Below are 19,297 nucleotides of genomic sequence, written 5' to 3'. Positions count from 1 at the left end.
AAACACTCGAGAATTATGGAAATAGACTTTTTTATAAGACACCTGATGATGGAAAAATAGTTGAGTTTAACCGTAATAATGTTGTACAGATGATGTTAAATTATAAGATGGATATGGTGTGTGACTTGAATTCTAGTGAGTTAATAAAAGTAACTGATTCCGCTTTTAAAAATGAAGATGAATTGAGCCAAAACATCCGGACCTCGTTTGACTCTGAGCAGATGTTTTAGTCAAAATATAAAGTTCCTTAGCTGAAGACTTGATTTCTAAGGATTAATCGAATTGCAATTTTAAGTTTCAATCGAAAGCTTGCTGGTAAATTACCAGAAAAAATTTCGCAAGAATCTGTTCATCTGTATGAGTGAATAGGTTGTATTTTGAATAGTGAAAAATTAGCGAGGATAAAACACTTAAATAACTGGTTATGTAAGTGCTTCACTAGAATGTTGAAATTGCAAATGAATTTATAGAATTAGAAGTTCTAAACTATATCAAATATGATTGTTCAGCGCTTCCTTTATAGCTGTAAGCGATGATAGGTGGAGTGAGAGCTTAAAGATGTGTGAAAATACCGTGTCCATAGCATGTTAAATTTGAACGCTTATTGATAGATTGAAGTATCTTGCTGTCAGTTTTTAAAATATGATTCAACATCGGAAGGAAGAAGTAAGTTTGGAAATTTGGGGTAGTGTACTTTGGTTAGGCATGATGATCTTTTCGCTTTCTTTACCAGGATGGGGCCAAGGATTAGTGAATTCCTTTCTTGGAAAGCCAAATGGCGATTGGCTTTCTTTTTGGGGAGCATACTTTGGTGCAGTGTTAACTGTCGGGGGTAGTTTCATAGTTTGGTTTATGCAACATACCATCGACAGGTTTAAGTCTCGTAAAGACGCTCGGCCAAAGTTAAGCTTTAACTATAGGTTTTCTTTGAATAAGGATGAAATAGTCTATTCAAATAGATATGAGGTCCCGGAATTTGACAAAAGTGTTAATGATAAAGATTTAGTTGCCATGACTCGAGATGACCACACGCGTATAAGGTTGATAATTCTTGCTATTATAAGAAACATGGTCTCTTAGAATTAAATAATTTAGGGCCAACTGATATGTATAATTGCAATATTGTATTAAATTTTAAAAATGCCGGGAAGGAATATCTTGAGAAATTTCAGGTTGCTAGTATAAATGCTAGGAATAGTGCGATTGTGATACCTACACCTATTTTTTATGATTATAAAAATACAGATTTTTACTTAGAAAAAATGACGGTATTTTATTATACAAAAGACAATGAAAAGGCTATGTCGGTATTCGAAAACAATGGGATCCTAAATATTGAAGCACGCCCTAAGAATATCTTTGGATCTCAAGTATGCTCTGACGAAATTGACAATACGGCTGCCTCTAATACACGATATTTTAAAGTGAAAGAGCAAAGTGGACCTAAAGATCCCACAATCCAACCAGCTTCAAAAAGCATCCTGGATGGTGGTGATACTGAACCTATTGCAGAACCCACAACTACAACAACTACAACTACAACAACTACTAGCAACCCGTCAGTAGGAAAAACAGACAAGGGGTAAAACTAGACAAAAATAGTCAAAGATGACACTCTGTCTAAATTAATAAACAATCAAAAAAAGACCCGAATGCAAATTTCGATTCAGGTCTTTTTTAATTTGATAGGAACTAAAAGGCATGAACTTTCACTCATATCAAATCAATATTTAAATGCAAGTTTGTTAATAAGTTTTCTTGAGTTAGATTTGAAAAGCTTTAGTTATGCATCGCCTCAGCCTTCCCCAAAGCATCCTTAACAGCTTCCTTAATTGCCCGACTAGAAGCAGAAGCCCCAGAAATGGCATCCACATCCGTCGAATTAGCCGCTACGATCTCCTTAGGTAATTCCGAAACAGCAACCAGACCAGCGTCTTCACTTTCGTGGTGTTGCACGACTTCAACGTTTTGAATCTTGTTACCAGTGTAGGTCAACCGAACAACGACCTTGCCGCCTAAGCCAGCGTTAGAACTACCTAGGTACTGGTCAGCGTCCAGCTTAACGTTCGACAAATTCTCGCCGTCAGCTAAATCGTTGATGCCGTTTGCTTCGTCAGCGTCAACCACATCAGCATCCGTCTTTACAACCGCTGCGTGTTCACCAGCCAGTTTGCCAAAGACAAGACATTCAGCTAAGTTACCGCCACCTTGGTAGCAGTTTGCCACGATACCGCCAAGCTCACCGGCACCATAGAGGTGAGGAATCGGCTTGTTGTCGACACCGAGAATCTCGGCATTTTCGTTACGTTGTGGGCCGCCTTGCGTGTTCAAAACATCGTTGGCTGCCGCAATCGCGTAGTAGGGGCCGCCATCAAATGCTCGCATGGATTCAGGGTTCCGGCCAAACGCAAAGTCGCGTCCTTCTGCTTTATAAGCGTTGAAATCAGTCACCGTTTGACCCAGATTTGCGGCTGAGACGTCTAGCTTGTTCGCTAATTCGGGTAGCGTATCAGCCTTGACCAGCTTATCCATGAATTCTGGGTAGGGGAGTCGGCCTTCATCGTCTAGTTGTTGTTTGAAATCATTGTATTGAGCTTGATCAAACACAATGTACGGATGTTGATTGTTCATTGGAATCAGCCATGAGCCGTGGGTCGTAATGTGACCATGACGGTGCTTGGCGTCTTCTTGGAAGTAACGTGTTCCATCATCTGCAATGACAAAAATACTACCGTGACTCAAGAGTGGCCAAGCAATTTGACGGCCACGCTCATTTTCACCTTCCTTGAAGGTCAGACCAGGCAGGATTCCGTGAGATTCATAGTTAGCCATGTGCCAGAGCTTGGCACCGACTTCTTGCACCATGTGGATCCCATCGCCACGGTTGTATAACGTACCAAGTGGGGTGAGTCGAACGCTGTGCAGGTAAGTTTGAACTAACTCTGGATTGTTTTCAAATCCGCCGGAAGTCATGACGACCCCGTTGTTCGCGTGGATGTTTAACAACTTGCCGTCACGTTCGATTTGAACACCACGGATGATCTTCGAACCAGGTTCTTGAATCAGGTGTTGTGCCCGAGACGATAGCCAAACGTCAATGTTATCGGTCCGGTCGAGCACCTTTTGCCGTAATAATTTCCAAAGTGCGGCGTCCTTATCACGTTTATGAACCAGCGCAAAGTCAACGGTGTCGCTACCCTTTAATTCAGGATATTCAGCCATGGTCTTCTTGTAGTTCACAGTCGCCGGGATTCACATCATACTTATAGCTGACCGCCTTGATGCCCAGATACTTATCAAAGTATTCGGGCATTTTGCTCATGCCGGAAACGTAAGCGTGGAGCGTCTTTTCAGGCAACTTGAATGGGGCGCTTAAAGCGTGATAGTAGTCGGTCAAATCATCGACATCTTTACCCATAACCACGTGTTGGGCAGAGTAACGGGTGTTCCCACCTTCATGGCCAAATGGTGCGGCATCAACAACGAGCACTTTAGCACCGTTATCAGCAGCGAAGCGGGCAGCCGAAGCACCGGCACCACCGAAACCAACGACAACGACATCGTAGTTACCATCCCAATCAACTTTAAGCTGATTGCCGTTTTGCTTGTCACCAGACAGTGTGGTGATGTATTCAGTGAAGTGTTTGAAACAGTCTTCAAGGAAACGAACAGTTTTTGGTTCAGCCAAGTTCTCGGAAGTATCGAAAGCTTGAGCGGCGTAGCTCAACATAAATTCGTTGCCAGGAAGCACGTAGGCATCAACGCCTGGTGTATTCAGAATCGACCGGATCTCCGTTTGGGCGCGTGAGGTGCCTTGAACGCCAATGGAAGTACCGACCAGCATCACCGGCTTTTTTGCAAATGGGTGAACGTCATAGGATAACCATTCAATAGCGCTCTTTAATGAAGCAGGAATCGAATGGTCGTATTCAGGAACGCCGATAATCACACCATCAGCTTCAGAGATCTGTTGATTTAACTTTTGGACGGCAGCTGGTAGTTGGCTGCCTGGCTCAGGTTCATTAAATAGGGGAATCTCATCAATTTCAGCGACGGTGATCTCAGTAGTGGTACTGAAATGCGTCTGCATATAGTGGAGCAATTCTCTATTATAGGACTTCTTAGCAGCGGTCCCAACGATGGCAACAAGTTTCATAAGTATCAATCCCTTTATTTATAGTCTAAAAATTCGACGCGCTGAACATTGCTGTGTATGGGGTCAATATAGAATGATTATTGATAAATACAACACTTATTTTTTGAATGATGCAAAGATGCCCGTGCTATCAAGAAAAATAGCGGGCTTTTTTTTGATTCAAGAAGCCAAGATAGTGAAAAAATGAGTATGGTTGACAATTAATATTTTTAGAATGATTAAATTAATTTATGGAAAAATAGTAAGTTGTACGTAAAACAACGTTGAACTATTGATGAAATTGAAAATGATTTTAAAAATATAATCGTCTTAAACATAGCAATGACAACGGTTACATCTAATTCCATAAAATCAAAGTAGCTCAGCAGCTAAAAATAAAATTGACAGACTAACGGTTTAAGTTATGATACATTCTGGAAATTCAAAAAGACGCGCGCATCGTTGTGTATACGTATGTGAAATGCTGTTCAAACTTTTGGAGTTCTGACTAGCGTGTTTTAGAGATAGGAGACGGTATCTGATGTTAAGTCCAGTCAAATGGAAAGGCTTTATTCTCCCGTTGATCTTTGGAATCGGGATTTGGTCGCTGACGCCGGTGAAGCCGGTTGATATTAACGTAGCAGCCTGGCACTTATTTGCAATCTTTATCGCAACAATCATTGCCTGTATTACTAAGCCGTTGCCAATGATGGCAACGACCTTGATTGGCATTACGGTAGCGACAGTCACAGGAATCTTCACCATGGATGAAGTCGCAGCCGGTTTTGGGAACTCAACAGCTTGGATGGTTGCCATGTGTATGTTCATGGCAGCTGGTTTTATCAAGTCTGGATTAGGGAAGCGAATCGCTTACCTATTCGTGAGGTCCTTCGAGAAGAAAACACTGGGACTAGCCTATGCGCTCTCGGCCGTTGAAGCGGTGTTAGCGATTGGGATTCCTAGTAACAATGTTCGTGTGAACGGGCTGATGTACCCTTTGATCGATAATCTATCAAAGGAAATGGGGTCCGATCCTGAAAAGGGAACTGAACGCCGCCTTGGATCGTTTTTGATTTTCAATGAATACGAAGTGAACAACGTGACTTCCGGGTTGTTCCTGACAGGGTTAGCCGGCAACATGGTTGCTCTTGGTCTTGCGAAGACCCAGGGCATCACGATTTCATGGATGCAGTGGTTCGAAGCCTCCGTCGTGCCTGGCGTCCTTTGTTTATTAATTATTCCGTATGTGCTGTACAAAATCTATCCGCCCGAAGTTAAGGAAACCCCTAACGCGCACGAATGGGCAGATAAGAAGCTCAGTGAGATCGGTAAAACAACGATCAGCGAAAAAATCATGTTATGTACCTTTGCTTTAGCCATTATTCTTTGGTTGGTCGGCGTCGATGCTACCGAAGTAAGTTTTATCGCGGTCGTTATTTTATTGATCACTGGCGTTTTGGACACGAAAGATCTTTTGGGTGAATCATTTGCCTGGAACATTCTGGTTTGGTTGTCAGTTGTCATGATGATGTCGCAGAAGTTGATGACACTTGGCTTCTTTCCATGGTTCTCGAAGACTTTGGGTAACATGCTGAGCGGGATGAATTGGCTATGGGTCTTGATTATTTTATTCTTAGCATATTTCTACCTGCACTACCTGTTCCCAAGTGTGTCGACGCAGATTTCCGCATTATATGCTGGCTTCTTATCAGTCGCCATTGGCGTGGGTGTCCCTCATACTTTGGCGGCATTGATGCTCGCCTTTTGTGGGTCGATCTACCTGTCAACGACGCCATATTCTGCAGGTCCCGCTGCGTTGCTTTCTAGCACTGGTTACGTGAAGAGCGGCGACTGGTGGAAATTGAGTGCCATCATTGGGGTCATTTTCAACGTTGTTTGGCTTGGCGGCGGTCTGTTATGGACTAAAGCGATTGGATTATGGTAATGCATAGGTCTCGTACTTTTGGGTACGAGGCTTTTTTCATGGGTTATAATAATGGAAAACGATGAAGGAGCCCGGACATGAATAACCGTGATTTAAACTATTTCTGTGATCTCGTTGAAAGTGGCAGTTACACGGCAACGGCTGAAAAATTTCAGATCACGCAGCCAGCAGTTTCCGCTGCGGTGAAGCGCCTGGAGAAGGAATATGAGACGCCGTTGTTGCGTCAGCGGAATCATCGTGCAAAGCTGGTGACAACGGCTGCTGGTGGGGTGCTTTATATCAAAGCCCGCAAGATGATCACCGAGTACGACCAGGTTAAACTGGAAGTCCAGCATGCCAGCGAAGGTCAAGTTCGGCTGGGTTTCTCAAACATCGCGGGTGGCATTTGGCTGCCACGAGTTGTTGAACTCTTTACGAAAAACAACTTGCTTGATCAGGTCACAACTGAGATGGCTAATTCTGAAAAACTACTGACTGAACTGCGTGATGGGAAGTTGGATGCGGCGGTATTTTCGAGTATTGACCCTGAGAAATCGGCTGATCTGCGCGTCTCGGAGTTAGAGAAACATCAGCTTTGTGTGCTGGTTAATAAACGCAACCTTTTGAGTCGGCAGGAAGTGATTTCACCCGAAGATCTGAAGGATGTCTCAATGCTGGTGCGACCAAAGCACACCTTACCAAGAAAAGCGCTGGATGCCTTTTGTCGGGTTGGGAAGTTCCGACCGAAGATTCTCTATGAGCCGGATACGAATCAACTAGTAGAAAAGATGGTAGCGTTGAACCTTGGCGTTGGTTTTGTGATCGATGGGTCCGTTTATTTAGACGAAAATGTGGTTAAGATTCCATTGCAAGAGAAAGACCGGATTCACTGTTACATGCAGCTGGCTGTGCGGAAGTCGTTTTTGCCGAATCAGAATCAGCAACAGTGCATTGAGCTGTTGAAGCGGATTGCTCGGACGGACGAGGACTAGTGAGAATCGTTACAAAAACCCCAATCTTCCAAAAAACAGGAAGGTTGGGTTTTCTTTTTTAACGAGAAATCATTGAGGCTTTGCTATAGAGCTGTTTCATCATCTTTAAATTGTTGTCGTGGTATAATATAAACGGAATATCCGTTTATATTAGGAGGACAGCTATGGAAATCCTACAGTTGAAAGTAAATGGTCTTAGATTATTCGATAAAACATTTGAATTCAATTTTATGACTGAGCAAAATGTGACCGACTTAAATAGCGATAGTGTGCAACAGATTTTTAACAGAATCTATAAAAATAATGTGATTGCTTTGGCAGGGAAGAATGCATCTGGGAAGACAATGGCATTAAACATTATCATGTTTGTCTACGATGTTTTTGTGAATAATACGCCAATGAATCATTCACATTATAGAGACGCAATCATTGGCGAAGTATTAGTGTTTGAACTCGGTTTTTTCGAAGAAAGTGAGCAAAAAATCTATCGCGTTGTCTCAACGATTGAAAAAAAGAGCGATGGTTGGTTATTTTTCTCTGATGAAGTTATTGATTCAAAACAATGCACTGCAAAAACAAATAAAAAGAATCTTTTTGATTTTGACGCTGAGAGCAACCATACTGACAGGCGTCCAACTGAGTCGTTATTGCCGGATGATAATACTTATTTCAGGAAAATAACGACACACCAATTGACGCATAGACGAGAACTCTATGATTTTAGCGGTTATAATAATATGAACCTACTATCATCACCCTTAATTTCTCGTGATGCTAAACTGCAATCTGGCATCATGAGTTATTTGGATCCGAGTATTGACTATGTCCGGTCAACGCTGACTGATCCTCAAAAAGATGACAGTCTGTTATTTGAAGTGAAATTTAAAAACAGTCCGGATGTTCACTTTGCAAATACGATTGACATCTTTAAATATGTATCAGCTGGAACCATTAAAGGTATGAATTTGTTTAACGATGTCTTCCTAGCGTTAAACTCCGGTAGTTATTTGGTGGTGGACGAAATCGAGAACCATTTCCACCGAGCTATTGTCCAGACAGTGATTTCACTATTTTCAGATCCAAGTATCAACAAGCATGGAGCAACCCTGATTTTTACGACACATTATCCACAAATTCTTGATGAGTTTGACAGGAATGATGATATTTACATTTCTTTGAGAAAGACTGGCAAAATTTCTCTGGAAAGATTTAACAGCCAAATCACTCGTGACGATGCTAAGAAAAGTGATATTTACGAAAGTGACGTTCTGGGTGGCACGGCACCATCCTACCAAGCCTATATGCAGATTCGAAAATTTGCTAAAGAGATTACCTCAAAATCCAGTGCTATCCAGGAGGACAGTCGGTAATGATCGTTGCTTGCCTTTGTGAGGGAACCGCAGAAGAAGTGATTTTATCCAAATTGTTAGCAGCTGGCTTATTGATCTTTTCGGTTGATGACCTGATTGATAATAAAGTATTGCGTATTCGAAATGGTTCGAGATTTGCACATCAACATTTGAATCATAGTTTTGAAGAAAAAGTAATTGTTTATCGGATTCTTGATTCTAAAACTGAAAAGTTCAAATTGCCCAAACCCTATCAAGAAAAGGTGAGTATTCACAACGTGATTACGAAGCCAGAGATTGAGATGTTACTGATTATCAGTGAGGGTCAGCTTGAAGATTTCGAACGACTACATGATATTAAACCTAGTGATTATGCAAAAACCTTGTTTAAAGGAAAAAATATTAAAAGTCGGGCATTTAACGAGACATATTGGACTGCATTCAACTTGCGGGATTGTCTTCGAAAATATAATCAGATTACGACTTTCCCACAAGGATATATTGGATTGTATGATTTGATTGATCAGCGGTTTAAAGCCTGATATAAGATTTTGTAAACGGAAGATATCTTTTTTCACCACAGACCGATAACTTGTCCATTCGGGCAATATCACTGAAAACGATTTTCATAATACCAACAAAATGAGAAGCGCTCAGCCCCACCAATCGATGACGGCTAAGCGCTTTTTACTTTTATTCAGCATTATTTCATGAGAACGTCTAATTTCATTCTCAGACAGGCATACCATTATCCTGCGTTTTTATTTGCCACCGCCCTTGGTACAGTTACACGTGACCATAGGCGCCTGTGGATCTCCATAAAAAAGGGGTTCATAGTATGATCACAAAACATGAACAGCATTTGAATTTTTAGCAACCGGAGATCATGTGTTGATTATCCATTCCGCGTTGAAGAAACTGGGCATGCGTCCCAGCGATGACGCGTATGACGACTATGTGCAGGACTGCTGGCTGTGGTTCTCTGAGATCTTCCAGAAGTATGCGGGTAATCCGTGGTCGGAGCCGAAGTCATTCTTGGCGTATGCGCACGTGGCGCTGTATCGGCGGTCGTTGAACGAGCGGATGCGGCTGCAGAAACACGACAACGTGACGGATGATGCGCCGACTGGGAACAAGTGGGGGAAGAGCTGGCGTTGCTGACGACGGAAACGGATATTGTTGACCGGTCGTTGCTGGATGGCTGGTTAGCACGGTGTGTCGGCACGGAACGCCAATATCTCATTGATGCGGTCGTCCACCAGATGACACCAACTGAGATTGCTGAAAAGCACGGCGTTTCTCGGCAGACAGTGTATCAGTGGCGGCGGAAAGTGCGTGAGAAGTTGAAACAGTTACGCGTTTAAACTAACAAAAAGGCCTGAGCATAGTTGCTCAGGCCTTTTCAACATACTAGGGTTCCGAATCATCATTCAACCGTTCATCCGTATCTGTTTCCAACCGGGTCACAAACCGGTTAAAGTCGGCCTGGCTTGGATAATGACCTGATAACTGAAACAACACCTCATCCACATAACGGTGACGGACATTGGTTTGAATTTCAGGAATCGCGGGCATATCCAGCTTGACCCAGCGTGTTTTAGCACGTTCCTTATGACTCGTCGTCAGTGCCTTTGCCAATCGGTCGTTATACTGCGTCAGGTAGTACATGGCGCGCATCTGCTGGTCGATAAGCTCCCGCGAAGCAGGCCACAGCAGCGTCACGCTGTCGGCAGTCCTGAGAAAGGCTTGGTTGCCTTATATGCCAGGTCATGTCCCACGGTGCCCAGACTAACCAGTTTTGTTCACCCGGTTCCTTGCCGGGGTAGGGACTGATCCAGAAGTCGCCAGCGACGTATGGCGGCGGATCTTCCAGGTCGAGTTCCGGCCCGATGCCGTGCTTGATGCTGGTAACATAGTCAAACGGAAAGGTGTTTTGCAGCTGCTGAATAAGTTGGTCAACAGTTGAAGTAATCGCAAAAATGATATTGTTTCGATTGATCACAATGGTGTTGAGGTCACTATCAGTGTGGCTGACATCGATGAGCGCAATGACGTTCTGCCAGCCGGCCTTAGTCAGGCTAAACGACCGCCGCCCAGTGACCTTGCTGAGGGACAGCGTCGTAATGTCGAGGTAGCGTCGGCGATTGACGTCTTTGTTGAAGGTGTCGCTGACGCCGGTTAGGATTTGCATGGATTTTTCCTCCAGAGCGTGGAGGAAGGCGGTTAGAGGGCTTATGCAGTAGCCCTCTGCCTTCCGAAACGCGTTTCCGCAATGTAACAGAGAAAGAAGTCAAAGGTAACAAGGAGTTGTATCAAAAAAGGAATTAACAAAATAAAACCCAGAAACACACCACAACAACTCCCAAATCCCCGAAATCCATATCCGCCGACAGATTACCACGTTTTGCTGAAAAAGTCGTCAATTATCACTCAATAATAATAGAAACAATTAGCACTATGTATAAAATGGAACGCGTGTCCATTAAATCAATAGCAGGTAAGTGCGAGATTAGAACGTTAGCACCTTACACCCAATTACTCACCTGAACACGCGCATTTCATAGACACCTGTCAGTCGTGCAACAGGGGTTTACACTTGTTTGAAGATCATGTTACCGTTTACCCAACAAATTTGGTATAGACACGTCCAGCAGGCCATGATAAGGAGCAATGAATGCCAATGCCGTTCCCGTGTCCTTAACGTTAAAGGGACTCACCCCAACCGCCCAGAAGCAGGTACGCCAGCAAGGCTACCTGGATATTGCAAGGATAACCTTGGACCAAATCACTGATAAACGCATAGACTGCCAAACGATTGACTTCCAAAACGTCTCCGCTTTGATCAACATCAACGACCCACGAGAACCGTATCGGACGGCAGTCGTCACCTTGGACAACAACATCTATGCGCTTCGACCGTCCATCAACCAACTCCTGCATCAGTTGAGTGACGTGTTCCCTGAAGACTACGTACACCTCAAACATGACGTTTGTCCGGTACTCGGCATTCATAAATTAGCGCCATATATCTGCGGTGACTTCTGGCTACTTCCGATGACTGAACTCGACGGCCACAATAGGTCCTGGTTGCGCTGGCTGCATGACGACCACGACCTTGCGTTTGACAATCAAACGATGACGGTTGCCCACTGGCGGGGTGTTCCGCAACTATGGCCGTTGTCCCAGAAGCGCTTCGATAAACGCCGGCACCACGGTTCGCTGGTGGCACGATATCATTTGGCATTGGTCTCACAGTTGGTCCCAGCTGGTGAGCCAGAAGACCAGCTCGACGTTGCCGCGCTGACGCAGACCATGACCGCCCGGCAGATTGCACAACTCAACCGCAAGTACGGCCTAGCCGTTGATCCAGCCACTGCAGTGCGCGCCCTTCAAGTCGACAGAAAGGACCGGTTAAGTGCCTAACGAACACCTTTTATTAAGCGGCGTCACCGATGCCTATTACCGCCATGTGCGGGATACCGGCTACCTCGCAATTGATGGCTTGCAGGCCAGCGACGTGGTGGCCGTAGAGACCAATCCGACAACGGTGGATTGGGCGGGCTGTTTCGCCCTCGTGAACATTTCTGATCAGTGGGACGCGGCCGTTCAGCCGTACCGCACCATCGTCATCATGCAGGATAACCGGGTATTTAAACTCAAAAACAGTCCTGCCAGCATTTTGCGCATCCTGCACCAGCAGGGTCGGCCACACTACGATGCAATGCTCCGCCAGGTGATGGAACCGGTGCTGGGGATTCACCGCAACGTCGCGTATGTCGCAAGTGATCTGTGCCTGCTGCCAGTCGACCAGGAGGCGGCCAGCAACCACTCCTGGGTGAACTGCAACCGGCAGAGATGAATTGGGACTACCGCCCGGATGGGACGATGCTGACGCGGCTGGGCAGCGTGCCGCTGCTATGGTCAGTGTCGGAGCGGCGGATCAAACGACGGGTGCTGAACTGCCGGCGGTTGGTGAGTTATTTGCAAGGGTATGGCCGAGCGTTGTTGCCTAGTCGGGATGTTTTGGGGAAAAGTGCGGTACTGGGGCCGGATGCGGAATCCCGTGTGCGCAAAGCCGTTCAGTTACGCTGGGCACGGCGGGTGGTTTCGTTGGTTGACCGAGTGGTGGATGTTGTTTTTCTGCGGTTGGGGTTGCGGGAGATTGAGGTGGGGATTACTCGCGGATGCCTGAAGTGTAATTAATATCCTATGATTCGACATACTTTTAATTACAAATTTAGTAGAATTTACCTATTATATACTCATAATCGATGTGTAAACGTAGAAAGCTTATCATGAAGGGAAATTAACAATATGAAAAAGCTTCAATTAAATGACGCTCAGGCCCAAGATTTTATCAAAGTGCTTAAAAATGTTCTAAAAGACCATGTCAATGATCTATCTGAAAACGAAAAGGGAGAGTTCATGTTAGAATCAAAGGAGGGGGGAGTGCAGCGACTTTTCCAGCTTAATTACATTTATGCGACGGACAACAGTCATATAAATTTGATGGATGCTAAAACCAAACTCACCTTAGTTCGAATAAATTTGGATTCAAGGTTTCACAATAATTCAGATGGTAAGGTTTGGGGACACCGAGTAGAAATTTTTTCTGAAGACGAATTTTATAAAAAGAATGATTCATTTACGCATATTAAAGCACATTCACTTCCATTTGACGGCATACAGGATACTGATGACTTTTTGATTGCTTTGAAAGAACTCTTGAATTATACCAATACGCATAAGCAAAACAGGATTACTATCACAATTAAGTCACATTTGGCGTTATAGTCCTTTGGAAAGGAGAGGCGTTTTATGAACAAGCTAGTTACGCAAATGGACAGCATTGCAAGAGATTGGCTGTCATTTATTAAAAAAAGTCACGAATTCAAGATGGTGAGTGACACGGAATTAAGAGTGAACACGCCATTCACAGATCCGTTTGGTGACAGTATTTCATTACTCATTGTCCTCTCCAATGATATTTATACAATTTCTGATCAGGGATATACGTTATGGAATCTCAAGATGCATGGGGTTGATTTAACAGATAAAAAATCACATCGGTATAAAAATCTTGAAGCCATTTTAATGAAAAACAATGCCCGGTTAGAGACCAATGGTGCTATTGTTGGCCACGCTACACGTCAGGATGTTCCACAGACGATTAATGATCTTACACAGACACTTATTCAAGTTTCAGATCTTATTTACTTAAGCCGTAAAAATACTCGGAGTGTGTTCTTAGATGATGTAAATACGTATTTCACTGTTCAAAATAAAAATTATAGTGTCCTTCGTGGAATGTCAATGCAAGGGCAAACAAAGTTAAAATACAACATTGATTTTATTTTTAATTGTACAGTGACGGAGCGAAAGTTTGTTAATGTGTATAATAGCTTATCAAAATCACTGGTTGAACAACTGATAGGAATATGGGCAGATACAATTAATTATCGGACAAGCCATAATCAGGAGAATGTACCACTGAGTATTATCGTGCCAGACATTCCTGAGGAACAGCTTGTGTTTGCACAAAGCCTTTCCGCACATAAAATCGATGTAGTACCCTTTAACGACAAAGAGCACGTTTTACAAAAATTGGCTATAAAAGCTTAAAAAACAAGAAGTGAATGACGAGGCTTTGAAGAAAAAAGTACATTGTAATATTAATGATTGCCACCACAGTTCTCTCCAATTTAATGACCTTTATAAATTGTACTAATCATTATTTAATGCTATTCTAAAGAGGCTAACAGTGTGTGTTAGTGGTTTAAAAACCTTCTATTATAGATTATGATTTGGGGAGCGTGCAAGAATGAAATCAGGTTTGAAAAAATCACTGTATTTCGGTTTAGCTGCTGTTTCTGTATTGGCAACTGCCGGGTTCGCCACTAAGGCGGATGCTGCATCATATGCAAAAGTAACATCAAACAAGACATTGACCACGGCTGCTACTAGCCGTAACGTTGCGCCTAATGGCACCAACGCATTGTACACCAAGGCCGGCACTTTAAAGGGTGCTAAGGTCGTGGCTTCAAAGTCAACGATGGCTGGCTTAGCAAGCTCAAAGAGTTCAAAGAACTACTTCCGGGCATACCAAATTGCAACGACTAACCGCGGTTCAGTTTACTACAAGATCGTTTCCTTCGATGGCAAGTAACGTGGCTGGATCTACGGTGGTAAGTCAACGTCTGCCTTTGGCGGCGGTATCTCTGCTGTCAACACCACAAAGTCTGCTGCACTGCCAGCAGCCACTACTGGTTACACGATCAAAGACGTTAAGTCCAACACATTGTGGAACTACCCTGGCTACACCCAGTACAAGGCTTCTAAGGTGAACATGAACGCCTACAAGTCAACCGATACCCTTACGGTTAAGGCTGCTGAAACTAAGGCGCGCTAAGGGTCATTATATTACCAAGTTACTGATGATCAGACGCCTTCAATTACTGGCTGGATCTACGCTGGAGGGTTGAAGAGTGACGCTGCTGTCGGCAACGTGACGATCAACTACGACAACGCCGCTGGCCAAGTCGTTGGCACTTACAACTGGGGCGTTCCTGTTTCAGCATTGAAGAGCGGTGCTGCCACCACTACTGGCACGAAGTTGAGTGACATCTTGACTGACCCAACCAGCGTTTGGAGCACAGCCGTTAAGAATGTCCCTGCTGGTTACACGGTAACGAACAGTTCAACTGTTGCTGACAACGCTACTTTGGGTGGTTCGTTTAGTGTTCAGGTCATCCCTGCTAACACTGCCCAAACGGTTTCATTCTTCAGCACTGGTTCAGGTCAAGCCTTAGTTGGCACGACTAACCCAACCTTGAGCGCTGCTGACAAGGCCTTGCTCAGTGGTAAGACCGGCGAAACGATTCCAGCAAGCACTTGGACGAGCGCAGCTTCTTACCAGGTGGCGACCTCTACAGTATTGCTAATCCAAATGGTGGGACTTACACCTTTGATGCCACAACTACTGCACAACGTAACACGACCTACACTGGCAACATTACGTTGTTCTACAAATAATCATTAAAATTAAAGAAGCATCCGGCGATTTTATGATCGCTGGGTGCTTTTTTGAACCGTATTTTGTTTTCAAAACGTCGTATCACTGCTGACTTATTGAACATGTGTCATGTTTTCAGGTCACCGTTCAAGATTTACTTAACCTTTTTCTGGTAAACTAAACCTGTGAACTGCTGGTACTAATGAAAAGAGGGGAGACGCACGAACTCGTTTAGCGCGTCGTAACAGGTAAGGCAGGGCTGCCAGCTCAGTACGCGTGGTTTGCAACTACTAACGAAAGAGGTTCAGGGATATGCGACCAAAACGTGTTTTAACCATTTTGGGGTGTGCGAGTGCTGTAGCACTAGTGTTGACGGCTTGTGGGTCAACCAAAAAATCCAGCACCGCAACGAAAGCCCCCGTAACGACCACTAGTCAAAATGTGACTAAGAGCGACGTTAGTAACGCAAAGAAACTGCTGATCAGTACTAAGAAGTGGCGGTATAACGCTAAAAATAAGGTGTACTACCAAGTTGGACTGAAATACGGCACCAAGACAACCTCCACTTATGAATCGATGGGTATCTATGTCCCAGCGAGCTATGTGACCGCTAAGTCAAACGGGGATAAGACCTATACGCTGACACTGAATACGAAAAATAAGGTGAAGGGCTATACGGCAAAAACGGCACCCATTGTCATGCCGGTTAACGCGCCCGGGTACTCAGCTCAAGCTGCCCCAACCGGTTATGACAGCTCCACAGCGCAGTTTACCAAGGCTGGGTTCATCTATGTTGAAGCAGGCTTCCGGGGCCTCAACAATACGGACAAGTCAAACGGCTCCTCGCCTTGGGGCGTCACGGATCTGAAAGTGGCCATCAGAACATTGCATTTAAACGCGAACCGACTTGCGGGCGACACATCGCGAATCTTCACCTTTGGCATGAGTGGCGGCGGCGCTGAAAGTGCCGTGGTCGGTGCTACTGGAAATAGTCGCGGGTATACAAAGTATCTGAAGGCGATTGGTGCCCCAATGGCGACGGCTTCTGGGAAACACACTCGCGATAACGTTGATGGTGCCATGGCTTGGTGTCCAATTACTAGTCTGGACACCGCTAATGAAGCCTATGAGTGGAATATGGGCCAGTACTCGAACAGCGGTACCAGAAAGTCCGGTACCTGGACCAAGGCACTCTCAAATGATATGGCTAAGAATTTTGCCCAGTACATCAATAAAATTGGCTTGAAAGACAAGGCTGGCAAGACGCTGACCCTAAAGAAGTCTAAGACCGGGATCTACACGTCTGGCTCGTACGAACGATACTTGAAAAATGAGATTCAGACCTCGCTCAACAATTTCTTGAAGGATACTAAGTTCCCATACAAGGCCTCTAATTCAATGACGGCCGGGATGAACATTTCCGGTTCGAATACGAGTGGGAAAACTGGTGCCGCGCCATCGGGGACTAAGCCCTCAGGTAAAGCACCGTCCGGAGCGAAATCCACAAGCGGCACAAAGCCGTCCGGTAACATGCCCGGTGGGTCAAGCAGCACCAGTAATAAGACCTACAAAACAGTTCAGGCATACATCAAATCGTTGAATAAAAACGGCACGTGGGTCAAGTATAATGCGAAGACCAATACGGCAACGATCACAAGTGTGGCAGCCTTCATCAAGAATTGTAAGTCTCCTTCAAAAGATGTTGGTGCGTTCGATGGCCTGACCCGTCAGGAAACTGAAAACGGGTTGTTTGCGACAAGCGGCAGCAGCACCAACCACTTTGATTCAACGATGAGTAAACTGATCAATAATAACAGCAGTAAGTACGCCAAACTCAAAAATTACAAGTCGAGCTATGGGAAGGCTTTAAGGCTGATCTGAAGAAGACGGATGCGGAAGGCAGTACCATGCAGGAGCGGCTGAATCTGTACAGTCCACTGTATTACTTGAACAGTTATTACAAGGGCTACAACACGTCCAACGTGGCCAAGTATTGGCGGATCAGAACCGGGATCGACCAGACCGATACGGCGCTGACTACCGAAACGAACTTGAAATTGGCTTTGCAGCAAAATAAGCAGGTCAAAAGCGTGAACTTCGCTACAGTCTGGGGTGAGGGACACACGACTGCTGAACGAAGCGGCAACTATTTAACGAACTTTATTAGTTGGGTCAACCAGTCTGTGAAGTAGCAGAGAATTTGAATTGCAAAGTCGAAAATGCAATTTGACTAAAACAAAAAAGCATCGCTCTCGAGTGGTGCTTTTTGTCGCTATCATTTAGTTAAAGTGACTGGCCTTAAAGTAGGCGTAAAAGTGTGATGGACCGCCTAATCCAGGCATGAACTGTGTGATGTGAGCACCATTTCGTTTCCAAAAGGGCCACTCATCTGAGGCGTACTGACCAATATCATAGTAGCCGTTCTTATAATACGTCACAAACAAATCACTATGCCCCATGCCATACTTATGAAAATGGTTACCGTAAATACTAGTACCGTGGGTTTCTTCAGCGCCTTTGAAGTAAAAGCGATACTTTGAAAAGACAACCTTGTCGAACCCATAACCGTCGCGGCGATACCAAGTTCCTCGTAGTTTCACGGGAATAGTGGTGTAGTGACGCGTTGCTGCATTGGCAGAGTGATTATTACTTGAAACCCCTAGGCAGGTGAGCGCAATAACCATAGCCAATAGCCCTTTAACCAACTGTTTCAACTGAATCCCTCCAATAGTCGTGATAGGTCAAGTATACAGGATAAAACAGGATAGTTAAATAATGATTATAGTTATATTTGAAATAAGAGTAAATATTGAAACGTAATTCAACTAGTCACCAGCCTGCCACAACACCTTGGCGATTCGCTGACTCATACTCAAACTCCGGTGCAACTGGGTATGCGTCATACCCGGGCACTTCACCGAAGTCAGTGTCACCGGGCTGTCCTTCACTAACGGTTCAAGCGCAAGAGCCTCGGCAAACCCAGTCTCACCATCCCCACGGGCATCCGCCACCGCACCATAAAAGTGCGTGATCTGCACTTGCGGCTGATGCTCAAGACAGTGCCGGTTGGCCACTAGTTTGCGGTACTGCGGCGTTTGAATCCGCGGCCAGCTGGAAAACGGCAGCGTCTGGTTGATGATGCCCTCGTTGACCGGCACACCAAGTAAGACCAGTTTTTGTAATTTCGGCAGCTGCTGGACCTTATCTGAAAACAGGATATTCAACATGGCGTTGCCACCCCAGGAATGCGCGACCGCGTTGTACGCCGTGATGCCATAGTGTGTGTGAAGATACGTCAGTACGCGGATGAGGTCACGGGTGTGCACGTTGAAATCCGCAATATTATTCGCAAAAATCACTTGAATAAGGGGATTTTTAGCCTCGTTATCCCAGTCACCGCGCACTTTGATGTGGCCGGTGACGCCGACCACGACCGTCAGCCTCTTTTCAGCCACGTCGTCTGTTTGCCAGTAGTCGATCAGCTGGTTATAGCTCCAACCAGAGCCCAACCAGCCGGGAATCAACAGGGTTGGCATGGCACTGTAGGTGGTGTCCGGTTGGCGAGTCGTCAGTCGCTGTGGCCGAATGCTGTGGCGGATGAAACCCTGCCAGGCGGTCCAACCGATCAGGCGCCAAGGATGGTACTTTTTTGATGATATGAATCGCGCGTCGTGACATGGCAGGCACCTCCCTTGATAAGATAATCCCATTATAGGCATGTTTGCGTAGAAATACTGGATTAAAGAATTGAGGCAACGGTTGTCCGTAAACAGATTCCGCGATTCTGTGGACTGAAACCTTAAGATTCAGTTGAATTGGTCGCTTGAGTTGTTTAAAACGCTTAAGATTGGGATAATTAGTACCAAGATTAAATGATTGAGGTGG

At 44.9% G+C, this 19,297-nt stretch carries 22 protein-coding genes and 1 pseudogene; 18 read left to right on the top strand and 5 right to left on the bottom strand.

Annotation, left to right across the window (positions count from 1 at the left end; translation table 11 throughout):
* From JCM11969_RS19040 to JCM11969_RS09760, 3 genes are all read left to right on the top strand, one after another.
* On the top strand, window positions 1–230 hold a 230-nt coding region (locus JCM11969_RS19040; protein ID WP_225353225.1), incomplete at its 5' end, for a hypothetical protein.
* A 442-nt stretch (window positions 231–672) separates the two neighbouring features.
* Window positions 673–1,080 carry a hypothetical protein gene (locus JCM11969_RS09765; protein WP_054710883.1) on the top strand — a complete coding sequence of 136 codons (408 nt, stop codon included), beginning with the start codon at window positions 673–675 and terminating at the stop codon, window positions 1,078–1,080.
* A gap of 26 nt (window positions 1,081–1,106) precedes the next feature.
* Entirely contained in the window at window positions 1,107–1,586 is a 480-nt protein-coding gene (locus JCM11969_RS09760) for a hypothetical protein (RefSeq protein ID WP_054710881.1), read from the top strand.
* A 193-nt stretch (window positions 1,587–1,779) separates the two neighbouring features.
* Here the strand turns inward: JCM11969_RS09760 and JCM11969_RS09755 are convergent.
* Window positions 1,780–4,156, bottom strand: a pseudogene (locus JCM11969_RS09755) (NAD(P)H-dependent oxidoreductase).
* Window positions 4,157–4,676: 520 nt separating this feature from the next.
* On the opposite strand from JCM11969_RS09755, the gene JCM11969_RS09750 reads away from it, so the two are divergent.
* The 6 genes from JCM11969_RS09750 to JCM11969_RS19030 all read left to right on the top strand — a co-directional run bounded on the left by JCM11969_RS09750 (window position 4,677) and on the right by JCM11969_RS19030 (window position 9,764).
* Window positions 4,677–6,080: a DASS family sodium-coupled anion symporter gene (locus tag JCM11969_RS09750; protein WP_054710879.1), complete on the top strand. Its 1,404-nt coding sequence runs from the start codon at window positions 4,677–4,679 to the stop codon at window positions 6,078–6,080.
* Between the two features lie 77 nt (window positions 6,081–6,157).
* Entirely contained in the window at window positions 6,158–7,051 is an 894-nt protein-coding gene (locus JCM11969_RS09745; RefSeq protein ID WP_054710878.1) for a LysR family transcriptional regulator, read from the top strand.
* A 164-nt stretch (window positions 7,052–7,215) separates the two neighbouring features.
* On the top strand, window positions 7,216–8,421 hold the full coding sequence (locus JCM11969_RS09740; RefSeq protein ID WP_054710876.1) for an AAA family ATPase: 1,206 nt from the start codon (window positions 7,216–7,218) through the stop codon (window positions 8,419–8,421).
* Window positions 8,421–8,942 carry a hypothetical protein gene (locus tag JCM11969_RS09735; RefSeq protein ID WP_054710874.1) on the top strand — a complete coding sequence of 174 codons (522 nt, stop codon included), beginning with the start codon at window positions 8,421–8,423 and terminating at the stop codon, window positions 8,940–8,942. Before JCM11969_RS09740 ends, JCM11969_RS09735 begins: the two co-directional genes overlap by 1 nt.
* A 349-nt stretch (window positions 8,943–9,291) precedes the next feature.
* Window positions 9,292–9,561 carry a sigma-70 RNA polymerase sigma factor region 4 domain-containing protein gene (locus JCM11969_RS09730; protein WP_054710871.1) on the top strand — a complete coding sequence of 90 codons (270 nt, stop codon included), beginning with the start codon at window positions 9,292–9,294 and terminating at the stop codon, window positions 9,559–9,561.
* On the top strand, window positions 9,555–9,764 hold the full coding sequence (locus JCM11969_RS19030; protein WP_054710869.1) for a helix-turn-helix domain-containing protein: 210 nt from the start codon (window positions 9,555–9,557) through the stop codon (window positions 9,762–9,764). The genes JCM11969_RS09730 and JCM11969_RS19030 overlap by 7 nt, the downstream gene beginning before the upstream one ends.
* A gap of 46 nt (window positions 9,765–9,810) precedes the next feature.
* Here JCM11969_RS19030 and JCM11969_RS09720 read toward each other — a convergent pair whose 3' ends face one another.
* A complete protein-coding gene (locus JCM11969_RS09720) occupies window positions 9,811–10,068 on the bottom strand; it encodes a hypothetical protein (protein ID WP_054710867.1) in 258 nt (85 codons plus the stop codon).
* Window positions 10,046–10,591: a hypothetical protein gene (locus JCM11969_RS09715; RefSeq protein ID WP_054710865.1), complete on the bottom strand. Its 546-nt coding sequence runs from the start codon at window positions 10,589–10,591 to the stop codon at window positions 10,046–10,048. The genes JCM11969_RS09720 and JCM11969_RS09715 overlap by 23 nt, the downstream gene beginning before the upstream one ends.
* 479 nt (window positions 10,592–11,070) lie before the next feature.
* Between JCM11969_RS09715 and JCM11969_RS09710 the strand changes: the two genes are divergently transcribed.
* The 9 genes from JCM11969_RS09710 (at window position 11,071) to JCM11969_RS19025 (ending at window position 17,604) form a co-directional block, all read left to right on the top strand.
* Window positions 11,071–11,823, top strand: a complete 753-nt coding sequence (locus JCM11969_RS09710) for a hypothetical protein (protein WP_054710863.1) — start codon at window positions 11,071–11,073, stop codon at window positions 11,821–11,823.
* Complete coding sequence (locus JCM11969_RS09705) at window positions 11,816–12,259, top strand: hypothetical protein (RefSeq protein ID WP_054710861.1); 444 nt, start codon at window positions 11,816–11,818, stop codon at window positions 12,257–12,259. The genes JCM11969_RS09710 and JCM11969_RS09705 overlap by 8 nt, the downstream gene beginning before the upstream one ends.
* Complete coding sequence (locus JCM11969_RS09700; protein ID WP_054710859.1) at window positions 12,256–12,603, top strand: hypothetical protein; 348 nt, start codon at window positions 12,256–12,258, stop codon at window positions 12,601–12,603. Before JCM11969_RS09705 ends, JCM11969_RS09700 begins: the two co-directional genes overlap by 4 nt.
* Window positions 12,604–12,714: 111 nt before the next feature.
* Entirely contained in the window at window positions 12,715–13,194 is a 480-nt protein-coding gene (locus tag JCM11969_RS09695) for a DUF6978 family protein (RefSeq protein WP_054710857.1), read from the top strand.
* Window positions 13,195–13,218: 24 nt separating this feature from the next.
* Window positions 13,219–14,022 (top strand): DUF1828 domain-containing protein, encoded by an 804-nt coding sequence (locus JCM11969_RS09690; RefSeq protein ID WP_054710855.1) that lies wholly within the window; start codon window positions 13,219–13,221, stop codon window positions 14,020–14,022.
* Between the two features lie 199 nt (window positions 14,023–14,221).
* The gene (locus JCM11969_RS17770; RefSeq protein ID WP_054710853.1) at window positions 14,222–14,566 is read left to right on the top strand and encodes a hypothetical protein; all 345 of its coding nucleotides are present in this window, start codon (window positions 14,222–14,224) and stop codon (window positions 14,564–14,566) included.
* A gap of 312 nt (window positions 14,567–14,878) precedes the next feature.
* Complete coding sequence (locus JCM11969_RS17765) at window positions 14,879–15,439, top strand: hypothetical protein (RefSeq protein ID WP_054710851.1); 561 nt, start codon at window positions 14,879–14,881, stop codon at window positions 15,437–15,439.
* A 285-nt stretch (window positions 15,440–15,724) separates the two neighbouring features.
* Window positions 15,725–17,293 (top strand): subtype A tannase, encoded by a 1,569-nt coding sequence (locus JCM11969_RS09675; protein ID WP_054710848.1) that lies wholly within the window; start codon window positions 15,725–15,727, stop codon window positions 17,291–17,293.
* A gap of 26 nt (window positions 17,294–17,319) precedes the next feature.
* A complete protein-coding gene (locus JCM11969_RS19025; protein WP_054710846.1) occupies window positions 17,320–17,604 on the top strand; it encodes a hypothetical protein in 285 nt (94 codons plus the stop codon).
* A gap of 87 nt (window positions 17,605–17,691) precedes the next feature.
* Here JCM11969_RS19025 and JCM11969_RS09665 read toward each other — a convergent pair whose 3' ends face one another.
* Window positions 17,692–18,126 carry a hypothetical protein gene (locus JCM11969_RS09665; RefSeq protein ID WP_054710845.1) on the bottom strand — a complete coding sequence of 145 codons (435 nt, stop codon included), beginning with the start codon at window positions 18,124–18,126 and terminating at the stop codon, window positions 17,692–17,694.
* A gap of 111 nt (window positions 18,127–18,237) precedes the next feature.
* A complete protein-coding gene (locus JCM11969_RS09660; protein WP_054710843.1) occupies window positions 18,238–19,122 on the bottom strand; it encodes an alpha/beta hydrolase in 885 nt (294 codons plus the stop codon).
* Between the last annotated feature and the right edge of the window lie 175 nt (window positions 19,123–19,297).

The organism is Secundilactobacillus paracollinoides DSM 15502 = JCM 11969, from assembly GCF_001311135.1.
Lineage (GTDB): Bacteria > Bacillota > Bacilli > Lactobacillales > Lactobacillaceae > Secundilactobacillus > Secundilactobacillus paracollinoides.
This window is presented reverse-complemented; position numbering and strand designations above follow the sequence as displayed.